General features: G+C 70.8%; 16 protein-coding genes and 1 tRNA gene. 6 read left to right on the top strand and 11 right to left on the bottom strand.

Going from position 1 to position 15,978, the window contains the following annotated elements:
* Window positions 1–125: 125 nt before the first annotated feature.
* Window positions 126–737, top strand: a complete 612-nt coding sequence (locus AC1VNM_RS00800) for a phenylacetic acid degradation protein PaaY (protein WP_483105527.1) — start codon at window positions 126–128, stop codon at window positions 735–737.
* Window positions 738–821: 84 nt separating this feature from the next.
* On the opposite strand, the gene AC1VNM_RS00795 is transcribed toward AC1VNM_RS00800, so the two are convergent.
* Window positions 822–1,784: a carbohydrate kinase family protein gene (locus tag AC1VNM_RS00795; protein WP_483105526.1), complete on the bottom strand. Its 963-nt coding sequence runs from the start codon at window positions 1,782–1,784 to the stop codon at window positions 822–824.
* Window positions 1,785–1,952: 168 nt separating this feature from the next.
* Here AC1VNM_RS00795 and moaA point away from each other — a divergent pair, with 168 nt between their 5' ends.
* Genes moaA through AC1VNM_RS00780 form a run of 3 tightly spaced genes read left to right on the top strand, consistent with a single transcriptional unit; the run spans window position 1,953 to window position 4,241 of the window.
* Window positions 1,953–3,089, top strand: coding sequence for a GTP 3',8-cyclase MoaA (gene moaA, locus AC1VNM_RS00790; RefSeq protein WP_483105525.1), 1,137 nt, complete (start codon window positions 1,953–1,955; stop codon window positions 3,087–3,089).
* Entirely contained in the window at window positions 3,089–3,706 is a 618-nt protein-coding gene (gene mobA, locus AC1VNM_RS00785) for a molybdenum cofactor guanylyltransferase MobA (protein ID WP_483105524.1), read from the top strand. Before moaA ends, mobA begins: the two co-directional genes overlap by 1 nt.
* Entirely contained in the window at window positions 3,681–4,241 is a 561-nt protein-coding gene (locus tag AC1VNM_RS00780) for a GNAT family N-acetyltransferase (protein ID WP_483105523.1), read from the top strand. The genes mobA and AC1VNM_RS00780 overlap by 26 nt, the downstream gene beginning before the upstream one ends.
* Before the next feature lie 156 nt (window positions 4,242–4,397).
* Here AC1VNM_RS00780 and AC1VNM_RS00775 read toward each other — a convergent pair whose 3' ends face one another.
* A complete protein-coding gene (locus tag AC1VNM_RS00775) occupies window positions 4,398–5,162 on the bottom strand; it encodes a YceI family protein (protein WP_483105522.1) in 765 nt (254 codons plus the stop codon).
* Window positions 5,163–5,352: 190 nt separating this feature from the next.
* On the opposite strand from AC1VNM_RS00775, the gene AC1VNM_RS00770 reads away from it, so the two are divergent.
* Both AC1VNM_RS00770 and AC1VNM_RS00765 read left to right on the top strand, forming a co-directional pair.
* On the top strand, window positions 5,353–5,883 hold the full coding sequence (locus AC1VNM_RS00770) for an Mpo1 family 2-hydroxy fatty acid dioxygenase (protein ID WP_377156611.1): 531 nt from the start codon (window positions 5,353–5,355) through the stop codon (window positions 5,881–5,883).
* A gap of 168 nt (window positions 5,884–6,051) precedes the next feature.
* Entirely contained in the window at window positions 6,052–6,480 is a 429-nt protein-coding gene (locus AC1VNM_RS00765) for a CBS domain-containing protein (protein ID WP_431048096.1), read from the top strand.
* Between the two features lie 3 nt (window positions 6,481–6,483).
* On the opposite strand, the gene AC1VNM_RS00760 is transcribed toward AC1VNM_RS00765, so the two are convergent.
* From AC1VNM_RS00760 to AC1VNM_RS00720, 9 genes are all read right to left on the bottom strand, one after another.
* Window positions 6,484–7,062 carry a nitroreductase family protein gene (locus tag AC1VNM_RS00760; RefSeq protein ID WP_483105521.1) on the bottom strand — a complete coding sequence of 193 codons (579 nt, stop codon included), beginning with the start codon at window positions 7,060–7,062 and terminating at the stop codon, window positions 6,484–6,486.
* A 37-nt stretch (window positions 7,063–7,099) separates the two neighbouring features.
* Window positions 7,100–8,734 carry a phosphonate ABC transporter, permease protein PhnE gene (gene phnE, locus AC1VNM_RS00755; RefSeq protein WP_483105520.1) on the bottom strand — a complete coding sequence of 545 codons (1,635 nt, stop codon included), beginning with the start codon at window positions 8,732–8,734 and terminating at the stop codon, window positions 7,100–7,102.
* The gene (locus AC1VNM_RS00750; protein WP_483105519.1) at window positions 8,731–9,546 is read right to left on the bottom strand and encodes a phosphonate ABC transporter ATP-binding protein; all 816 of its coding nucleotides are present in this window, start codon (window positions 9,544–9,546) and stop codon (window positions 8,731–8,733) included. The genes phnE and AC1VNM_RS00750 overlap by 4 nt, the downstream gene beginning before the upstream one ends.
* A gap of 15 nt (window positions 9,547–9,561) precedes the next feature.
* A complete protein-coding gene (locus tag AC1VNM_RS00745) occupies window positions 9,562–10,449 on the bottom strand; it encodes a putative selenate ABC transporter substrate-binding protein (protein WP_483105518.1) in 888 nt (295 codons plus the stop codon).
* Between the two features lie 185 nt (window positions 10,450–10,634).
* Window positions 10,635–10,730 (bottom strand) — tRNA-Sec (locus AC1VNM_RS00740).
* A 16-nt stretch (window positions 10,731–10,746) separates the two neighbouring features.
* Window positions 10,747–12,804 carry a selenocysteine-specific translation elongation factor gene (gene selB, locus AC1VNM_RS00735; RefSeq protein WP_483105517.1) on the bottom strand — a complete coding sequence of 686 codons (2,058 nt, stop codon included), beginning with the start codon at window positions 12,802–12,804 and terminating at the stop codon, window positions 10,747–10,749.
* Window positions 12,801–14,339 (bottom strand): L-seryl-tRNA(Sec) selenium transferase, encoded by a 1,539-nt coding sequence (gene selA, locus AC1VNM_RS00730; RefSeq protein WP_483105516.1) that lies wholly within the window; start codon window positions 14,337–14,339, stop codon window positions 12,801–12,803. Before selA ends, selB begins: the two co-directional genes overlap by 4 nt.
* Window positions 14,340–14,341: 2 nt before the next feature.
* Complete coding sequence (gene fdhE / locus AC1VNM_RS00725; RefSeq protein ID WP_483105515.1) at window positions 14,342–15,349, bottom strand: formate dehydrogenase accessory protein FdhE; 1,008 nt, start codon at window positions 15,347–15,349, stop codon at window positions 14,342–14,344.
* Window positions 15,346–15,966, bottom strand: a complete 621-nt coding sequence (locus AC1VNM_RS00720; protein WP_377162058.1) for a formate dehydrogenase subunit gamma — start codon at window positions 15,964–15,966, stop codon at window positions 15,346–15,348. The genes fdhE and AC1VNM_RS00720 overlap by 4 nt, the downstream gene beginning before the upstream one ends.
* Window positions 15,967–15,978: the final 12 nt, after the last annotated feature.

Here is a 15,978-nt window from a genome sequence, read left to right as displayed (position 1 = left end):
GATTCAGCTTTTTCTGCTTTTATCGGTCGGCTTCTATTTACCGACCGGTCGGTAGATACTACGAGCCATCGCATCGCAAGACAAGGTCGGAAACCTAGGGTTACCACCTAAAAAGGAGCTGTCCCATGCCCTGTTACGCCATCGACGGCCTCTCGCCGGTCGTCCATCCGAGCGCCTACGTCCACCCGACGGCGGTGCTGATCGGGGACGTGATCGTCGGTCCGGGGTGTTATGTGGGGCCTTGCGCCTCCCTGAGGGGGGACTTCGGCCGCATCCGGCTGATGGAGGGCGCCAACGTGCAGGACACCTGCGTGATCCATGGCTTCCCGGATTCGGACACCGTCGTCGAGACCAACGGCCACATCGGCCACGGCGCGGTGTTGCACGGCTGCGTGGTGCGGCACGACGCGCTGGTGGGCATGAACGCGGTGGTGATGGACGAGGCGGAGGTCGGCGCGTACAGCATCGTCGCGGCCTGCGCGTTCGTGCGCGCGGGGCTGAAGCTGCCGGAGAAGTCGCTCATCGCGGGCCTGCCGGCGAAGGTGATGCGGCCGCTGACGGACGACGAGATCCGCTGGAAGCGCGTCGGCACCGAGACCTATCAAGACCTGGCACGGCGCTGTCATGCGAGTCTGGTCGAGGTCCAGCCGCTGGCCGAGGAGGAAGCGGGCCGCCCTCGCCTGCAGGTCGGCGGGCCCAAGACCCTGGTCGCGACGAAGCGCGACGGCGACGGCTGATCGACACGCAGCGCCGTCCCGCGACCTCGCACGCGAGGTCCCCGTTGGGTTCCCTGGGAAGGCGCCGGGCCGCCAGGCCCAGCGTTACGCCATCTCGGCGCGCCTGACCTGCACCTGGTCGATGAGCGAGGTGACCAGCCCGGCCGACAGGCCGTCCACGCCCGCGCCGGCGCAGGCCGCCGCGCCCGCGGCGACGGCCCAGCGCAGGTGGTCCTCGGGATCCTGCGTGCCGCCGTTCATCAGGCTGTAGAGCAGGCCGGCCATGGCGGCGTCGCCGGCGCCGATGGTGTCGACGATCTGCTCGAGCGGCGGCGGCGCGGCGCTGAGGTCGGCTTTCGGATGGAACAGCTGCGCGCCGCGTTCACCGAGCGTCAGCATCACGATCGCGCGCGGGTTCCAGGCCGAGATCTGCGCCAGTCCGAAGTGGTGGTCGCGGCTGCGGAACAGGCCGCGGAGGTCTTCGTCCGAGACCTTGATGACGTCCGCCAGCCGGCACATGCGTTCCAGCGTGCGGTCGTAGCGGGAGTCCATGGACATGCGGTAGTTGGGGTCGTAGCTGATGCGCACGCCCTCGTCCTTGAGGGATTCGGCCAGTGCGATCAGCCGCGCCGCGAGCGGTTCGCGGGTGAGGCTGATCGAGCCGAAATGCGCCCAGCGCAGTGCGCGGCGCCATCCGGCGGGCAACGCGTGGGGGCGGAAGTGCAGGTCGGCGCTGTCGTCGCCGACGAAGGCGTACTCCGGCGGATCGACCTGATGGACGTAGGCCACCAGCGGCGACTTGGCGAACTGCTGGATGAAGCGCAGGTCCAGGCTGGCATCGGCGCTGGCCTGCCAGATCGCCTGGCCGAACGCGTCCTTGCTGATGCCGCCGGCGAAGGCGCTGAGCTGGCCCAGGCGGGACATCCCGATGGCGACGTTCCAGGGCGAGCCGCCGCTGCGGCTGCGCCAGTGGTCGTGGCCGACGCGGATCATGTCGGTGAGGGCTTCGCCGAAGGAGACGAAGCTGGCCAGGTCCGCATGGACCACGGTCGTGGGGGTCAAGCTCATCCCGCGATTCGACCGCTGCCGGCCTCGCTGCGCAAGTGACAGGTCCTACAGGGTGACGACGCGGTCTCGGATGCATAGCGCACAGCTCAGCCCCTGGCGCAGGAGCACAGTGGCTCCCCGAAGGGCCTCCGCGGGCGCGGGCGGGCTGTCGGCGGCACAATCCGCTTCATGACCGATGGTGTGATTCCGCTGCTCGATCTGCGCCAGATCGGGCGGACGCCTCCCGTGCCGCATCCGCTGCCGCCACCCCGCAGCGGCCCGTGGCTGGATGCGCGCGGCCGGCCACTGCGCGACCTGCGGATCTCCGTCACCGACCGCTGCAACTTCCGCTGCAGCTACTGCATGCCGAAGGACGTGTTCGACAAGGACTACGCCTTCCTCCCGCACCGCGACCTGCTCTCCTTCGAGGAGATCGCCCGGCTCGCCCGCGTGTTCGCCCAACTCGGCGTCCAGAAGCTGCGCCTCACCGGCGGCGAACCGCTGCTGCGCCGCAACCTCGAGGCGTTGATCGCCCAACTGGCCGCGCTGCGCACGCCGGAGGGGCAGCCGCTTGACCTCACGCTCACCACCAACGGCTCGCTGCTCGCCCGCAAGGCCCAGGCGCTCAAGGACGCCGGCCTGAACCGCGTCACCGTCAGCCTGGACGCGCTGGACGACGCCATCTTCCGGCGCATGAACGACGTGGACTTCCCCGTCGCCGAAGTGCTGCGCGGCATCGAGGCCGCCCACGCCGCCGGCCTGGCGCCGATCAAGGTCAACATGGTCGTCAAGCGCGGCACCAACGATGACCAGATCGTCCCGATGGCGCGCCACTTCCGCGGCACCGGCGTCGTGCTGCGCTTCATCGAGTACATGGACGTCGGCATGAGCAACGGCTGGCGCATGGACGAAGTCCTGCCGTCCGCCGAGGTCCTCGCCCGGCTGCGCGAGCACGCCGACCTGGTGCCGCTCGCGCCCTCCTCCGACGGCGAGACCGCCACGCGTTGGGGCTACGCCGACGGCAGCGGCGAGATCGGCCTGATCTCCAGCGTCACGCAGGCCTTCTGCGGCGACTGCAACCGCGCGCGGCTCTCGACCGAGGGCCGCCTCTACACCTGCCTCTTCGCCGGCGACGGCCACGACCTGCGCGCGCTGCTGCGCGGCGATGCCGCCCACGACGCGCGCAGCGACGACGAGATCGCCGCCGCGCTCGGCGCGCTCTGGACGCGGCGCAACGATCGCTACTCGGAACTCCGCGCCAGCCTGCCCGCGGCCTCGGAATCCGGCCCGGCGCGCCGCGTCGAGATGCACTACATCGGCGGCTGATGCGCGTCACCGCGCTGCTCCTCTGCGGCGGACGCGCCACGCGCATGGGCGGCGTCGACAAGCCGCTCCAGCCCTTCCAGGGCCGGCCCCTCGTCGATCACGTGCTCGACCGCATCGCCCCGCAGACCGGCGGCCACGTGCTCATCAGCGCCAACCGCCACCTCGACGACTACAGCCGCCTCGGCCATCCGGTCCTCGAGGACACGCTGCCCGACTTCCCCGGACCGCTCGCCGGGATCCTTGCGGGACTGGAGGCGATCGCCGCTGCAGATGAGCGCGACGATTGGCTGCTCGTGGTCAGCGGCGACAGCCCCTGGCTGCCCGTCGACCTCCTCGCCCGCCTGGCCGAGGGCCTCGCCCCTGACCGGACCGCGGCCATGGCGATGGGCCGCGAGGCGCCGGACGCACCGCTGCGCAGCCAGCCGCTCGCGAGCCTGATCCACGCCGGCCATCGGGCCTCGCTCGATGCCGCGCTGCGCGCGGGCGAACGGCGCGTCGAGGGCTGGCTGTCCAGCCTGCCGCTGGCGCGCGTCGCCTTCGATCGACCGGGCGACGACCGCGCCTTTGCCAACATCAACGACAGGAGCGAGCTTGAGCGACTCGAACGACTCCGATAGCGCGAACGTCGGCGCCATCACGCTGCGCTTGCTGACCGAGGGCGACCTGGACGCCTACAAGGCGCTGCGCGACGCGATGCTGGCGAGACACGAGCAGGCCTTCACCTCCGACGCGGAGACCGAACGCGCCCGCGAGGCCGCGAGCTATCGCGTGCGACTGCATCCGCAGGCCGGCGGCAAGTCGCTGTTCACGCTGGGTGCGTGGCGCGGCGAGCAGTTGGTGGGTGCGCTGACCTGCGAGCACGAGAACCGCAAGAAGGTGCAACACATCGCGCATCTGATCGGGATGATGGTGGACGACCGGTTCCGCGGACGCGGCATCGGCAAGCGCCTCTTGCAGCAGGCGCTTGCCTTGCTGCGCCGCGAGCCGCGCCTGGAGACCGTGACGCTCAGCGTCACCGCCGGCAATCAATCCGCCATCGCGGTCTACCGACAGGCCGGCTTCACCCGCTACGGTCACCTCCCCCGCGCCATCCGTCTCTCCGACGGCCGTTACTACGCCAAGGACCTGATGAGTCTCGATCTCCGCGCCTGACCCCGACTCCCAAGGCCCGATCACGGCCAGGCACCGGACCGAACTCCCAGGGCCTGATCACAGCGAGTCCCACTGGGGCCGGAATACTGCTTGGGGGTCCTGGAGGGATCCCCCATGCAGTGTGGAGCGCCCGCGCCAGGCCTCCCGCAGGCGACATCAATCGCAGGCCACCGAAGGCCGAGCCGCCACATCGACGTCGACCGTCAGTTCATCCTGGATGGCGAGCAGCCCTCCGAAGACGGAGAACGGCGCGATACCGAAGTCGCTCTGCCGCAGGACGAGCGCGCCTTGGGCGTGCAGCGGCGCATCCCCTGAAGGTCGTGCGACCCGCACGGGCACGTCGATCTCGCGGACCTGCCCGTGCCATCGCACCGCGAGCTTGACTGCGAGCACCGGGAACGCGCCACCCACCGCCGAGCTGCGCATCGAGATCGCCGGGAAGCGTTCGCCGTCGATGGCGCGGAGCATGTTGGTCCGCGTGCCGGCGACGTCGGAGGCCGTCGGCACGCTGGCGAATTCGGGGCCGAGGCTGGCGCGCCATTCGGGCTTGTCGATGCCGATGTCGTCGAGGCGGAACCCGAGTTCGACGCCTGCGCCCGCGATCCCGTCGGCGGGCAGGAAGACGTGGCCGTCGAGCCGTTCGACCCCGAGCACATGGTTGTGGCCGAGCTTGGCGAGCCGTCCGGCGCGGAAGACGTGGATCCGGACCTGCGAGCCTGCGGCGTCGACGCGGTAGAGCCGCCCCTCGCCGCGCTGCTGCGCCGCGAGCCAGGTGGGGCATGAGGACGGCGGCGCATCAGCGCCCGGCGCCGCGCCGGATGCAGTCGATATGGCCGATGCAGCGGCTGCACTGCGGCCCGTCGTCGACTCCGCTGTCGCCCCGATTGGTGCACTGCCGCATCCTGCGACCGCCAGCGCCACAGCGACGATCGCCGCGTGGGCCGCCCCCCGTGTCCACGGGGTCCACAACACCGGAGGCACCTCGCTTGCCCGCGTCAACACTTGCATAGGGGTAAACCAAGAGTGGTCAGACCTGCATTCTGAACGGCACAAACAAGCTGGTCGCACTAGCATTGCGACATCACGACGACACCTCGCACGGAGGACTGCCATGGCACGCCAAGCCAACGACCTGATGGCGCAGTACGCCGCCTACCACCGCGACCGCCGCAACATCGCCACCCACTTCGTCGGCATTCCGCTGATCGTCTTCGCGATCGGCGTGCTGCTGGCGCGGGCGCAATTCCACGTCGCCGACTGGACCGTGTCCGCCGCCTGGGTGGTCTGGGGCGCCGCCACGATCTGGTACCTGACGCGCGGCAACTTCGTGCTGGGCCTGTCCACCGCGATCGTCAACGCGGTGCTGATGGCGCTGGCACATCCGCTGGCGGCGGGTTCCGTCGGCGGCTGGCTCGCCTGGGGACTGGGCAGCTTCCTGGTCGGATGGATCATCCAGTTCGTCGGTCATTATTACGAGGGGCGCAAGCCCGCCTTCGTGGATGACCTGATCGGGCTGCTGGTCGGGCCGATGTTCGTTGTCGGCGAAGCGCTCTTCGCGATGGGCTGGGGCCGCGACCTGCTCGCCGAGATCGAACGCCGCGCCGGTCCCACCCATCTGCGCGACTTGACGCATCCTGCCTGAGCCTCGCGCGGCATCACGACCTCGCTCCTTTGGGGGTCGGGTCTTGATGGGGCTTGCGGCGCGCCGCCAAGGCGCTTATCTTGGGGCGTCCGAATCCGTCAGCGATTTGCCCAAGTCCCGGCCGGGATTCAAGTCAGGATCCCAGCCAGGATTCCGCCAGGAGGCCCCATGAAACCGGTGTCCGAACTGTTGAAGAACCGCGGCCCGAGCGTCTGGCGCATCACGCCGGAAGCAACGGTGTTCGATGCGCTGCATCTGCTCGCGCAGCATGATGTCGGTGCGCTGCTGGTGATGGAGGGCGAGCGGCTGCTCGGCATCTTCTCGGAGCGTGACTACACCCGCAAGATCGCGCTGCAGGGCAGAGATTCGCGCAACACGCAGGTCAAGGAGGTCATGACGGCCAACGTGTTCGTCGTGAAGCCCAACACCGAGTGCCGCGAGTGCATGAGCCTCATGAGCCAGCGCAAGATCCGCCACCTGCCGGTGGTCGAGGGATCGACCGTCGTGGGCATGCTGTCGATCAGAGACCTGATGGACAACATCATCGCGGACGATGAGCTGACCATCGCTCAATTGCAGAGCTACATCTACGGTTAGGGGCTAACCGCCCCAGAACTGCAACGCGCGGTCGGCGCCGTCCTTGGCGGCGCGCGGCTTGGGCGGCTTGTCCGACGGCGTCGGCGTGCCCATCGCGATCCAGCCGAGCAGCGTCTCGCCCGGCTCGCAGAACGCGGCGATCAGACCCGGATCGCGCGCCTTCGCGCCGCTGAGCATCTTTCCGCCGAAGCCGAGCGCCTGCGCGGCGTTCAGGAAGTTCGTCAGCGCCCCACCCACGCAGGCCCACTGCTCGTGCGCCGGCACCTGCGGATGCCCCAGGTCCAGCCGCACGACGACGGCCACCGTCACCGGCGGTCGCAGCGCGCGTTCTTCGTCCATCGCCAGGCCGGCGGCGTCCTTGCCCGCGCGGCGCGCAGCCTCGGCGAAGAGCGCCGCCATCGAGCGCTTCGCCTCGCCGCGCACGACCTTGAACCGGAAGGGCACCAGCCCGGCGTGATCGGGCGCGTGCAGCGCGGCATCGACCATCAGGCGCAGATGCCCGTCGTCGGGCCCGGGTTCGATCAGGTACTTCGGCCCGACCGAAGCACGTGTCAGCAGCAGCTTGAGGGCTTCGTCGTTCATGGCGGCTCACTTCCACGTTGCTCGGCAACGTCTCTCTTCAACGATTCAATTTCCGGCGCGCCGCGTAGGAACAGGCGTCGACCAGCATCACCAGCGCCAGCATCGCCAGCAGCACGGTGCAAGTCTCGCGCATCTGGAACAGGCTGAGGTGCAGGCTCAGCATCTGGCCGAGCCCGCCGGCACCGACCACCCCCAGCACCGTGGCGGCGCGGATGTTGTTTTCCCAGCGGTACAGCGTGTAGCTGAGCAGTTGCGGCGCCGCCTGCGGCAGCGTCGCGAACGCGAAGACCTGCCAGCGTGACGCGCCCGCCCAGCGCAAGGCCTGGGCGGTCTGCGGCGGTGCGTTCTCAAGCGCCTCGGCCATCAGGCGGCCGAGCACGCCCGTCGTGTGCAGCGCCAGCGCCAGCGTGCCCGGCATCGGCCCCAGGCCGGCGGCGACCAGCAGGATCGCCGCCCAGACCAGTTCCGGCACGCTGCGCAGCACGTTCAGCAACAGCCGCGAGGTCCAGCGCAGCAGCCCCGGCGGCCGGCTGGCCAGCAGCGCGATCGCGAGCCCGGCCACCGCTGCCAGGACGCTGCCCAGCGCCGACATCGCCAGCGTCTCCAACGCCCCCTGGCCGACGCGTCCGAGAAAGGCCGGCGCCCACTGCGGCGGAAAGAACTCCGCGATGAAGCGGCCCATCTGGGCGAGCGCCCCCGCCCCCAGCAGTTCACCCCAGCGCAGCGGCAACGTCGCGAAGCTCGCGACCAGCAGCATCAGCAGGCCGATGAGCAGCCCCCGCACGCCCCATCGCGGAGACGGCCGGGCGGTGCGACGGGACGCCTCCGCGCCCTGGCCGGCTTCACGCGCCGGACGCAGCCAGGCGCTGATCCGATCGGCCATCGCCACGAGCGCGATGAACACGAGCAGGATGGTCGCGACCTCGGCGCCGGCGAACATCTTGGTCGCGTTGTCCAGTTGCTGACCGAGCCCGCCGGCGCCGACGAAACCGAGCACGACCGAGGACCGGATCGCGCATTCCCAGCGGTAGACGGTGTAGCTCACGAGCTCGTCGGCGCATCCGGGCAAGGTGCCGAAGAGCAGCGCCTGCAGACGTCCGGCGCCACCGCGCAGCAGCGCCTGCGTGGGCGCGGCGTCGGCGCTTTCGAGGATCTCGGCGTAGACCTTGCCGAGCATCCCGCCATAGGACAGCGCGATCGCCAGCACGCCGGCGCCGGGGCCGAGGCCGATCACGCGGACCAGCATCAGCGCCCAGACCAGCTCCGGGACCGAGCGCAGCACGATGAGCACGAGGCGCACGATCCCGCGCAGCGCCGCCGGCCCCGGGCCCATGCGACCCGCCACCGCGGACACCGACAGCCGCGCCGTCGCCAGCAGCGCCATCGGCACGGCGATCACCCAGGCGAGCGCCATCCCCACCGTCGCCATCGCCACGGTGCGCCACGTGTCGGCGGCGAGCATCGTCAGGAACTCGGCATCCAGGCGCGGCGTCAGGAACTGCGCGCCGAAACGCATCGTCGCGCGCAGGCTGCGTTCATCGAGCAGTTCCCAAGGACGGAACTCGCACCAGACGAGGAGCGGCCACAGCAGCACGAGCAGGCCGACGGCCAGACCGAGTCGTCGCGTGGCGGCGGGATCGCGGCGCCACGGGGCCGCGGCGGCGGCGCTCATCGACACATCGCCTGTGGCAACGACGCCGGCGGCAACGTGTCCTGCGCCACAGGCGGCGGCTCGTTCAGCAGGTCGGCGTAGATCTCGTCCAGTTGACGCGCGCCGAGGTCCCGCGGCGGGCCGTCGTAGACGAGGCGCCCTTCGCGCAGCGCGATCACGCGAGGAAACACCCGGCATGCCAGGTCGACCTGGTGCAGGCTGCAGACCAGCGTGCGGTCCTGGGCGCGGGCCGTGTCCCGCAGGACCTCGAGCACGCGCTGCGCGCGCTGCGGGTCCAGCGCCGACAGCGGCTCGTCGGCGAGCCAGAGCCGCGCCTTCGACACCAGCAGCCGCGCGACCGCGACGCGCTGGCGCTCGCCGCCGGAGAGCTGATCGACGCGCGACCAGAGCCGATCGCCGAGCTCCAGACGGTCCAGCGCGTCGAAGGCGAGCCGCGCCTGCGCCTCGGTCGGGTTGAACAGCATGCGCAGGGTCTGCGCCATCGACGCGCCGGGCAACTGCCCGGCCAGCACCGCGGTGACCACGCGCTGGCGCGGCGGCAGCGGCGGATGCTGCGGCGCCAGCATCAGCTCGCGGCGCAGCCAGTGGCGATCGCGGGACGCCAAGGCCCAGGCGTCCTGCCCCGCCAGGCGCATGGTCCCGCCCACAGGTGCCAGCGCCATCGCCATCGCGTGCAGCAGCGAGGTCTTGCCGGCGCCCGACGCGCCGATCAACGCGACCTGCTCGCCGGTCTCGATGCGCAGCGTCAGCGGCTCGACCAGCGTGCGCGCCCCGGCCCTCAGGTGCAGGCCGTCCAGTTCCAGCAGCGGCATCGCGATCGTCTCAACTCACTTCAGCAGACCGGCGTTCTCGGCGGCGGCCTTGATGCCGGCGTAGTTCTCGGGCTGCGTCGGCACGAACTTCGTCGCGCGCTGCAGGTCGAGGATCTCCTTGCCTTCCGGCGTCGACGGGTTGAGCTTCAGGAACGCGGCCTTGAGCTTCTCCTTCGTCGCGGCCGGCATGTCGGCGTGGACGCTCCAGTTGTAGTCGTAGTACGGCGGCGTCGTGAAGAAGACCTTGACGGCCGCGGTGTCGACCTTCTTCTCGGCGACGAGCTTCTCCCAGACGGAGATGTTGAGCGCACCGGCGTCGACCTTGCCCGAGGACACGGCGGCGACGGTGGCGTCATGCGCGCCGGAGAAGGAGATGCGCTTCAGATCCGCGTCGGGGTTGATCTTCGCGGCCAGCAGGAACGAGCGCGGCATCAGGTGACCCGAGGTCGACGACGCGGAGCCGAAGCTGAGCGTCTTGCCCTTGAGGTCCTCGAGCTTCGTGATGCCCGACCTGGCGTCGGTGATGAAGACGGAGCGGAACTTCTCGTCCTCCTCGCGCTGGACCAGCGGGACGATCCTGCCGCCCGAGCGCACGTTGGCCTGCACGAAGGTGAAGCCGCCGAACCAGGCCAGGTCGATCTTCTTGTTGACGACGGCCTCGACGGCGGCGGCGTAGTCGGTGACGGGCGTCCACTCGACCTTCACGCCGAGTTCCTTCTCCAGGTACTTGCCGAGCGGCGCGAACTTGCGGGCCAGCTCGGTCGGCGATTCGTCGGGGATGGCGGTCACGCGCAGCACCTGCGGCGTCTGCGCCATCGCGGGCCCGGACAGGCCCGCCGCAATCAGCGACGTGGCGACGATTCCCTGCAGCGCACGGCTGACTTGTCGGAAAAGGCTAGGCATCAAAGGCTCCAGTCAAAACGGTCGAAGTCAAAGAAATTGCCGCCCCGAGGACGGCCGCACGAACCAGCGACATCGGATGGCCGAAGCGAGCGGCCCGAGCTTGCGCCGAGGCGCACAGCCGTACTCCCGTACGGCGAGCACCGCAGGCGCAAGATCGGGTCGCGCAGCCGGCAAGCCGATGTTGCTGGCGGAGAGACGTGGGAGTCGAACCCACCCGGCGATGCGTGGCATCACCCACCGGATTTGAAGTCCGGCCGATCCACCAGGATCGTTGTCTCTCCATTGATCGTTGCGCGTTCATGCGGTCTCGACGGCGTCGACGCGCGCGGCGCCGCCCCCCTCATGATCGTCGATGAACAGGCGGCTGTCGGTTCGCAGCCGGTGCGCGTCGCCGACGCGCCGCAGCACGCCGACCTTGTCGAAGAACTCCAGCACCTGGATCGCGCGCTTGCGCCCCAGGCCGCTGCGGTCGCGGAACACCGCGGCCTTCACGTCGCCGCCGATCGCCGAGGCCCGCGCGATGCGCGCCAGCTCATGGATCGCCGTCGGCGCGTAGTACAGGTCCTTCACGACCTGGAACAGCTCGCCCCGCTGCGACAGGCGCGCCAGGGTCGTGCGCACCAGCGCTTCGGGCTCGTGCGCGTCCTTGGCCAGGTCGCGCGCCCAGGCGCCTTCGAAGCCCGCCGCCAGCAGCCGCGGCATCACCTTCTGCGCGAGGCGCTCGTCCAGCGCCGACAGCTGGATGCCGTGCGCCGGCAGATGCGCCGACGCGCCGCTGATCGCCACCTGTCCGGCCGACGCCATCCACCGCACGAGCGACTGCCACAGCGCCTCCGCCATGCGTGGCGCGGCCAGTCGCCGCCAGCGCGCGAGGTCGGGACCGAGCTCCTCGGGCTGTTCCTCGTGATACCGCGCCAACCTGACCAGCGCGACGCCCTCCCACTGCGCCGTCTGCGCGGCGCCGAGCGCCCACGCCGGTCCGTCGGCGCCGGGCACGACCATCGACGCACTGTCCGCCGCCAGCAGGGCCGCGCGCGCGTCGCTGGCCACGCCCTGCCCCGCGGCGAATCGCGCGAGATCGACGCCCATCGGCGCCTGCGCCAGCAGGCCGGCCAGCCGTTGCGCGGGCGAGTCCGCCGTCAGCGCGACGAGTTCCGCAAGCCGCTGCGTCGTGCGGCGATAACGCGCCGGCGCCTGCGGATCGAGCACGACCCCGCCGGCCAGCGCGCGCGTCGCGGACGCGTCGCGCAGCACGACGCGATCACCGGCCCAGACGCCGATCGGTCGATGCAGCACGAGCTGCACCAAGCCCTCCTCGCCCGGCTGCAGCGCCTCAGCCGGCGCCACAGGGCTCACTCCCTCTCCCGCTTGCGGGAGAGGGCAGGGGTGAGGGCCAGCGGCCTGCGCCGTACCGAAGCGTCCGAGCATCGCCACCGTCCCGGTGACCGCGTCCGCGCCGACATGCACGTGCACCGGCAGGCCGCTTCGCAGCGCGCGGGCTTCCTCGGGCCACAGCCGCAAGCGCGCGTCGAGGCGGTCCGTCCACTGCGCGATCTCCGGCGCGGCCAGCCATTGGCCGCGCTCGACCTCGTCCTTCTCCAGCCCGGCAAGGCCGATGGCGACGCGTTGTCCGGCCGACGCGCGCTCCGCCGGCTCGTTCTGTGCATGCAGGCTGCGCACGCGGCCGCGCCGCGGCGACTGTCCCGGCGCGGGCGGCAACAGCAGGAGTTCGTCGCCGACCGCCACCTCGCCCGCATGCGCGGTGCCGGTGCAGACCGTGCCCACACCGGGCAGGCTGAACACGCGGTCCACCGCGAGCCGGAAGGCCTGTCCCGCGACCTCGTGCGGCGGCAGCGCCTTCGCCTCGGCGATCAGGTGCTCGCGCAACGCGCGCACGCCCTCGCCCGCGGTCGCGGCCACCTCGAAGAGCGGTGCGTCCGCCAGCGGCGTACCGGCCACCAGCGCGCGGATCTCCTCGCGCCGCTGCGCGCGCGTCGCGATGTCCACGCGGTCGCACTTCGTCAGCGCGATCGTCCCGCGCGCGATCCCCAGCAGCGACAGCAGCGCCAGGTGCTCGCGGGTCTGCGGCATCACGCCGTCGTCGGCGGCCACCAGCAGCAGCGCGTGGTCGATGCCGGTCGCGCCGGACAGCATCGTGTGCACGAGGCGCTCGTGTCCCGGGACGTCGACAAAACCGATGCGCGGGCCCTCGCTCGCGTCCAGGAACGCATACCCGAGCGCGATGCTGATGCCGCGCCGCTTCTCCTCGGGCAGCCGATCCGTGTCGACGCCGGTCAGCGCCTTCACCAGCGTCGTCTTGCCGTGGTCGATGTGGCCGGCGGTTCCGACGATCACGCGAGCGCCTCCTTCAGCTGCGCGAGCTGCTCGAGGAAGTCGGGCTCCTCGCGCGCCTCGTCCAGGCAGCGCAGGTCCATCCAGAGTTCATCGGCCTGCACGCGCGCGATGACGGGCAGCGGCAACCCGCGCAGTGCCGAGAGCAGGTCGTCAAGCGCGCGCCCGATTCCCCGCTTGCCGGGCAGCCGCGGCGTCAGCACCAGCCCCGCCGACGGCAGCGTCTCCACCGGCAACGAGCCCGAGCCGATCTGCCCGCGCATCGCGCTGACGCGCGCGTCGAAACGCGGCGCGACGGCATCCTCGACGCGGGCCAGCAGCCGCTGCGCCTGCGCCTCGATCTGGCCCACCGGCCGCGTCAGCAGCCGCAGCGTCGGCAGGTCCTGCGTCAGCCGGTCCGGCTGCAGGTACAGCCGCAGCGTCGCCTCCAGCGCGGCCATCGGCAGCTTGGACAGGCGCAACGCGCGCTTCATCGGGAACTTGCGGATCTTCTGCACCAGGTCCTTGCGACCGACGATCAGACCCGCCTGCGGCCCGCCCAGCAGCTTGTCGCCGCTGAAGGTCACGATGTCGCAGCCGTCGGCCAGCATCGCCTGAGGCAGCGGCTCGGCCGGCAGGCCCCATTGCGCCAGGTCGACCAGCGAGCCGCTGCCCAGGTCCGTCATCAGCGGCACGCCCGCGGCCTTGGCGATCGGGGCGAGTTCGGCCTCGCTCACCGACGACGTGAAGCCCTGGATCGCGTAGTTGCTGGTGTGGACCTTCAACAGCAGCGCGGTGTCCGGACCGATCGCGGACTGATAGTCCCGCGCATGCGTGCGGTTGGTCGTGCCGATCTCCACCAGCCGCGCCCCCGCCGCCGCCATCACGTCGGGCATGCGGAACGCGCCGCCGATCTCGACCAGCTCGCCGCGCGACACGACGACCTCCTGGCCGCCGGCCAGCGCGGCGATGCCCAGCAGCACCGCGGCGGCGTTGTTGTTGACGACCGTCGCCGCCTCGGCGCCGGTGATGTCGCACAGCAGCGATTCGACGAGGCTGTCGCGGTCGCCGCGCTCACCGCGCGCAAGGTCGAACTCCAGGTTGTTGGGCGAGCTCATGCAGCTCAGCACATGGCGCAGCGCCTCGTCGGCCAGCAGCGCGCGGCCCAGGTTGGTGTGCAGCACCGTGCCGGTGAGGTTGATCACGCGGCGCATGCGCGGCGCGAGGCGCTCGACGCACAGGCGCTCGAGCTCGGACGTCAGGCGCTGAAGTTCCTCTGCCGGCAGCGTGCCCGCCAGCGCGCGCTGGCGCCACGATTCGAGCAGGTGTCGCGCCTGCGCGGCGACGAAGGCGTGACCGTGTCGCGCCATCAGGTGCGTGACCGCCGGATCGCGCAGCAGACGATCAACGGAGGGAAGGTCCTTCGGGGCCGCGGCCGCGGCGCGCGGCGCGGCCTGCCGGCGCGAGGGAACAGAGCGATCGTCGGGCGCGGCTGGGTCCTGACTGCTGACCGGGGAGCCTGCCGTCGGACCATGAACCATGGATGCCTCGGGCTTCATGCTCAGTGTCCTCCGGGGTCCGGAGGAGGCGCCTCGGCCTCGCCGAGGATCAGCAGCGGGTTGAACCCCTGCCTCACGAGGCCGAGTTCGCCGACCAGCAGATCGAGCGTCAGCGTCGCCAGGTCGTCGGCCAGCGGCTCGACCTGCAGGTCCTTTTCCATGTGGACCTGCTTGAGGTAGTGCCCGCAGGTCTCGCAGCACTCGGCCGCGACGGCCTCGGACTTGTTGCCGTCGGCGTCGACGAGGCTCTGGAAGGTGATGCCCTTCGTGCCCTGGCAATGCGTGCACTTGATGCGCACGTAGTGCCACTGCGCGCCGCACAGCGAGCAGGCGAGGAAGCGCTGCCCGGACTGTTCCGCGGCGATGCGTGTGATCGAGGCCACCGGTCGCGAGCCGCAGCACGGACAGACCGTCGGATCGTCGATCATGCCGAAGGGCGCGACGTGCTCGCCCTGGTCGCTGCCGTCGTAGCGCGCCTGCAGCTGCACGACGAGCCGCGCCCAGTACACCTGCAAGGCCGCGGCGATCAGCGGCGCCGCCGCCGGGTCCAGGCCCGGCGCTCCGCCGGCGAGCAACGCGCCCGCCTGCTGCTCCAGCCAGTCGTCGTCGGCTTCGCCCAACTGCGTCACCAGTGCCTTCGCCGGATCGGGGATCGCCGCCGTCGCCATCGCGCGCAGCAAGGCGCGGAGTTCCTCGCGCCACACCGGATCGCGCCGGAAGGTCGACACGTCGAGCGGCGGCACCCCGCCGACCATCGCGCTGTTGACCAGCACCTCGTCCAGCAGCTTCATCGGCTCGGCGCGCCGGAAGCGCTCATGCTGCGCCTGCGCCAGCTCGGCCACGAACAGCAGGTAGTCCCGCATCGCATGCCCCTCGGCCAATTGGCGCAGGCGCAGCGCGCGCTCGGCGAAGAGGCCGGGCTCCGGCACCTTCACCGGCGCGGCGCGTGCGCCGGCGTTGACCGCGATCTCTTCCGGGGTCATGACCCGGACGGGGCTGGGGGATGTCATGCGCGGGGCCGCTCCTTCGCTTCCTTGTGCCACAGCGGGTGATGGTGCGCGGCCCAGGTGTCGGTGACCGTACCACGGGTCATCGCCCGGAACGAGCCCTTGACCCAGATTGCCGCGTAGACATGGATGATGATTGTCAGGATCAGGATCGTCGCCGATACCGAGTGCAGCAGCACCGCGATGCGACGCAACATGATGTTGCCTTCCGGGAACCAGGCGTGCCAGAACATGAAGCCGGTGACCAGCAGGAGGATCAGCGTCACGACCATCACCCAGAACACGATCTTCTGGCCGGCGTTGTACTTGGCCGCGGGCTGGACGCCCTCCTTGCCGGCGCCGGTGATCATGGCGGGGCTCTGCCGCATCCATTGCGTGTCGGCGCCGATCCAGAGGTTGTCGCGCCACATCCGCACCGCGAGGAAGGCGAAGGCGATCACCATGCCCACGCCCAGGTAGGGATGCAGCACGCGCGTCCACGGCCCGCCGCCGAAGAGATTGCTGAGGAAGTAGAGGCTCGGGTGGAAGAAGGCCAGGCCCGAGAGCCCGGCGCACAGGAACAGCAGCACGATGAGCCAGTGGTTGAGCCGCTGGCTGTCGCGATAGCGTTGCAGCAACATGGTGAGCTCCCG

Source organism: Mitsuaria sp. MSU3D, from assembly GCF_056867975.1.
Note: the sequence above shows the minus strand (reverse complement) of the source record. Positions and strands in the feature narration are given on the sequence as shown.